The organism is Streptosporangium sp. NPDC000396 (assembly GCF_042898655.1).
Classification (GTDB): Bacteria; Actinomycetota; Actinomycetes; order Streptosporangiales; family Streptosporangiaceae; genus Streptosporangium.
This window is the reverse complement of sequence record NZ_JBIAZA010000078.1, coordinates 1-2,369: the sequence shown is the minus strand read 5'-3', so window position 1 is coordinate 2,369 and position 2,369 is coordinate 1. Positions and strand designations below refer to the sequence as shown.

Here is a 2,369-nt window from a genome sequence, read left to right as displayed (position 1 = left end):
TCGCGTCGGTGCGGCGTTGCTCCGTTGGCTGTTATGTGTGGCGCCTATGTCACACCAGCGCCGCGCCGCCGTCTATCGCGAGCGTGGTGCCGGTGACGTAGGCGTTGGCCAAGACGAAGAGATAGGCCGCCGCGGCTTCCTCGGCAGTGCCGACACGCCGCGTGAGCAGCTCGGACCCGGCGCCCTGGAGGAAAGCCTCCGGATCCGGGACACTGCCGTCCCACAGCTCGGTACGGATCACACCGGGCTGGATCACGTTGACGCGCACAGGGGCGAGTTCGACGGCGAGTGCCCGGGACAGGGCCTCGATGCCGCCGGTGATGCCTGCCGTGAGCGCGGTTCCGGGCAGGGGGCGGATCGCGAGGACGCCGGAGCTGAAAGTGATCGAGCCGCCCTCGCGCAGTCGCGATGCAGCGTACTTGGCGGAGAGGAACGCGCCCCAGAACCGGCGCTCGAAGACGGCCCTGGCCTCCTGCGGAGTGGTGTCGACCAACGGCTTGATCAGCAGAGATTCGCCCGCGGTGTAGACGAGGTGGTCGAACTCCCCGACCTGCTCGAAGAACGCGGCGATGGCGTTGCCGTCGGCGACGTCCAGGCGGCGGCCTTCGGCCGGCTCGCCCAACCGCTTCGTCGCGGCGTCCACGCGGTCCTGATTGCTAGAGGCGACCACGACGTCCGCGCCAGCCGCCGCGGCCTGTTGGGCTACCGCGAAGCCGATGCCGGAGGTTCCACCGATGATCACGATCTTCTTGCCAGCCAGAGACATGGGATCCATTCCTTCGTCGATGCAGTGCGGGGTTCAGCAACCGCCATGGCAAGAACATACGCCTCCACATCGAGACGGTGAATGCCTTAAGATCTCGATTCCTTGTCATATCGTCTCGCCATACAGGCATTAGAGTGGCGCTATGGACATCCTGAGCGACACCCTCGAAGTCCTGCGCACGGGACGCCCGATGGTGACTCGCACCGACGCGCACGCCCCGTGGGCCCTGAAGTTCCAACCCATCTCAGGAGCCGGATTCCACGTGGTCGTGGAAGGGCACTGCCACCTGCTGCCACCGCACGGCCAACCGCTCGCGCTCGGACCCGGCGACATCGTGTTCCTGCAGCGCGGCAGCGGACACACCCTGTGCGACGTGCCGGACCGCGATCCGGTGGACTTCGTACCGGACCGCGTGGACCGTTCCTCGCCGATCGGCCAGGTCACCGTGGACGGACCAGGGCCGCGCACGGTGCTGGTGTGCGGCGCGTACGCGATCGACGTTGATCGCCCGCATCCGCTGTTCAGCGATCTACCGGAGGTCATCCACCTCCCCGCGGTTCCCGGCCGCCACCCGGTGCTGCGCTCGGCGGTCGATCAGCTGTGCGCCGAGTTCCACGCGCCGCAGCCGGGCTCGGACGCGGTCGTCACGGCGCTCATCGATCTGCTGCTGCTGTACATCCTCCGGTCGTGGTACGCCGAACTGCCGAAGGAGCGGACCCGAGGTTGGGCGGCCGCGCTGACCGACCCGGCAGTCGCCCCGGCCCTGAAGGCGATCCACGACGATCCCGGCCATCCCTGGACCGTGGAGTCTCTGGGCACCCGCGCCGGGCTGTCCCGCGCGGCGTTCGCCCGCCGCTTCGCCTCGGTGGTCGGCGAGCCGCCGTTGACCTACCTGACCAACTGGCGGATGGCCACCGCGGCGCGGTTGCTGCACCACTCGGCGGCCCCGCTGAGCACAATCGCGCAGCACACGGGGTACACGTCGGAGTTCGCCTTCGCCAAAGCTTTCAAACGACACTTCGGGTCGCCGCCGGGGGCCTACCGCAAGCAGGTCAAGACGGCAGGCGACGAACCCGGCGGATACAACTGACGGTGAGGGCCAGGACATCACCGCAGCGGATGGGGAAGCGGTGGTCGCTGCCGATCCCGGCCTCGCGGTGGCCCCGATGTGGTGGAGCGCCGGGCGGATCGTGTCCAAGAACCCAGCGATGCGGTGATCGCGACGATGCGCGGTGGCGGAGGTTCTGGAGGCGAAGGTCCAGGTTGACGACGGCGATCACTACGACGCCTGATGCGTGCGGCCACCGCGAGATGATCAAGGGTGTGTGTGGACTCTTGAAGATCGTGTGGTGGCCGCGGGCCGTAGCGTAGACCCTGCTCGATGGCAGGCGTTGTTCGACCAGGCCATGGCTCGGATTGCGGGCCTGTTCGGGCGAGTGGAACCGCGGGCCGCGGCCCGCGGGGTCGGCTACGTGCTGGCGGTCTCCTGCGCGGCCAGAGTGCGGATCAACCAGGGCCGCACGGCGATCCGCGCGGACGAGGCCGCCTTTCGCCTGCCCGCCTCGGCCTGGCACCGGCACGTCACCCTGGCCATGCTCGCCCT

At 68.8% G+C, this 2,369-nt stretch carries 2 protein-coding genes and 1 pseudogene; 2 read left to right on the top strand and 1 reads right to left on the bottom strand.

The genetic code is table 11. The features are described 5' to 3' along the window. Positions 1–49: 49 nt before the first annotated feature. Positions 50–766, bottom strand: coding sequence for an SDR family oxidoreductase (locus tag ACFY2X_RS47220; protein WP_389952009.1), 717 nt, complete (start codon positions 764–766; stop codon positions 50–52). Between the two features lie 142 nt (positions 767–908). Here ACFY2X_RS47220 and ACFY2X_RS47215 point away from each other — a divergent pair, with 142 nt between their 5' ends. Both ACFY2X_RS47215 and ACFY2X_RS47210 read left to right on the top strand, forming a co-directional pair. Then, entirely contained in the window at positions 909–1,856 is a 948-nt protein-coding gene (locus ACFY2X_RS47215) for an AraC family transcriptional regulator (RefSeq protein WP_389952006.1), read from the top strand. A 316-nt stretch (positions 1,857–2,172) separates the two neighbouring features. Next, positions 2,173–2,369, top strand: a pseudogene (locus ACFY2X_RS47210) (hypothetical protein); the annotation flags it as partial.